Source organism: Eggerthella sp., assembly GCF_048329335.1.
GTDB classification, from domain to species: domain Bacteria; phylum Actinomycetota; class Coriobacteriia; order Coriobacteriales; family Eggerthellaceae; genus Eggerthella; species Eggerthella lenta.
In genome coordinates, this window is the sequence record NZ_DBFEGU010000430.1 from 1 (window position 1) to 2,108 (window position 2,108).

The following is a 2,108-nucleotide window of genomic DNA, read 5'->3' on the forward strand; positions in this document are numbered from 1 at the left end:
GGATGGCGATCATGCTCTCGGCCGAGAAGAACGCCGCCGCCTGCCCGACGAGCACGAGCACGAGGCCCGCCGGTATGAGCGGCCACGCGCCGTGCCTGTCGAACACCCGGCCGCCCAGGAACGTGAACGCCGCGTTGACCAGCACGGGGCCTAGCAGCAGCAGGCCCGCGAAGAACGCCGTGTACCCCAACGCCCCCTCGTAGTACAGCGGCAGCAGGATGCTCATGGAGAACGACGTGAGCATGCCCACCATGACGAGCAGGATGCCCACGGCGAACCGCGGGTGGACGAGGGGGTGCAGGTCGAGCAGCGGGCTCTCCAACGCGAACTGCCGCCAGGCGAACAGGGCGAGCAGCACCGCGCCGACCGCGAGCGCCGCGAGGGAGGGAGCGAGATCGCGCGTGACCTCGCCCAAGCCGTACAGGAACGCGGCCAACCCGAGCGGCCCGAGCATCACGCTGAGCGCGTCGATGGGAACGCGCTTCGTCGAAGGGCCGCCGTGGATGCGGAAGAAGCCGACCGCGAGCAGCGCGACGGACATGGCGAGCGATACGACGAACATGGCGCGCCAGCCGAACTGCGTGAGCGCGAAGCCCGAGGCCGTCGGGCTGATGGCAAGGCCCACGGCGATGACGCCGCTGTTCAACGCGAGGCGCGTGCCGCGCACCGCGGCCGGCGAGTTCGTCATGATGACGCTCGTCACCGACGGGAAGAACAGGCCCGTGCCCACCGCCTGCACGAGGCGGCTGGCGAACAGCATCGGGAAGTCCTGCGAGAGCAGCGCGCACGCGCTGCCGAGCGCGAGCGCCCCCGCGCCGACGAAGAACACGCGCCTCAGCCCGAGGCGCCTCAGCATGAACGCCGACAGCATGATGGCCGTCGCCGCGACCACCATGTACCCCACGATCACCCAGTTCGCGATGGAGAGCGTGACGCCGAAGCGCTCCGCCAGCTCGGGCAGGGCGACGTTCATCATGCTCTGGCCGAACGAGGCCGTGAACGAGCACGCCAGCAGCACGGGCAGCATGCTCGCCACGCTTCCGCTTCGCTTCTTCGCGTTGCCCATCCGACCGCCCTTCCTCGTCCGTTTCCTCGTTGCGCCCGACGCGGCGCGGCGACGGACGCTTCAAGTGTAGCGGCGGGAAAGGCCGGCCCCGGAAGCGTTCCGAACACGCAACGCTCCGGTCATACAGCCGAAGGTCTGCCGTTCAACCACCATTGACGGGTATCTGGCTGCATACCAAGCGGCTCCTACGGGTACGCTCTAGCTTGGTGAAGAGGCTTGCGGACGGGTTGCCCCGAAGCAGAGCACACTGATCAACGGGTGAACGACGGTTCACGTCAATAGTGCCGCGGCACGCGAATCGTCGAGTTCTAACCAATTTTTTCGTTTTGCGTTCGTTCAGGGGTGCGTGTTGTCCCGTTTAGGGGACATGCTGACCCGCAGCGATCGAACATGAATCACGCGACCTGCGGAAACGTAAAAACCACTTTCGAGGATCGGTGTCCAAGGACGCTTCGAAGCGCCAAATCGCGCGCAAAACGAAAAAACTGGTTAGCATGGGCGAATTCGCATGCCCGGCTGTCATTGACAGATACCCGGTTGCATTGAGAGTTGGAGCTTGGGGACGGGCTTGGGGCAAGCGAAGCGGTGCCCCTTGGTTTTTTCCGGGAGTCGGCGGCAGAAGCGGCGGAGCCCGATCGCATCCGGTATCCTGGGGCGCAGCTACCCACCTGATCGAAAGGACCACCCGATGGGGCTCTTCTCCATGAGCGGTCGCAAAAAGCACCGCACCAACCAAGGCAGCGGCTACTATCAACCGCAAGGATTCATGGGCAAGCTCGGCGGCTTCGTGGGCTCGTTCAGCAGCTCGGACCGCAAGCGCTACGGCCACGGCTACCCCCAGCAGAACGCGCAGCCCATCCCCGGCCAGGCGCAGGCCGCGCCCCAAGCGCAGGCGCAGGCTCCGCGTGCCGCCTCGGCCGCAGGCTCGCTTTCCTGCCCGAAGTGCAGCGCGCAGGTGCCGGCGGGCTCCAAGTTCTGCCTCGAATGCGGCGAGAAGCTGGGCGGCGGGTTCTGCGCGCAGTGCGGCGCGACGCTGCCTCCC

General features: G+C 66.7%; 2 protein-coding genes. One reads left to right on the top strand and one right to left on the bottom strand.

Annotated features, from left to right (window positions below; all coding sequences use genetic code 11):
- The coding region (locus tag ACMO6A_RS13255) for an MFS transporter (protein ID WP_418471403.1) at positions 1-1,066 on the bottom strand (1,066 nt) is incomplete at its 3' end.
- A gap of 688 nt (positions 1,067-1,754) precedes the next feature.
- On the opposite strand from ACMO6A_RS13255, the gene ACMO6A_RS13260 reads away from it, so the two are divergent.
- The coding region (locus tag ACMO6A_RS13260) for a zinc ribbon domain-containing protein (RefSeq protein WP_418471404.1) at positions 1,755-2,108 on the top strand (354 nt) is incomplete at its 3' end.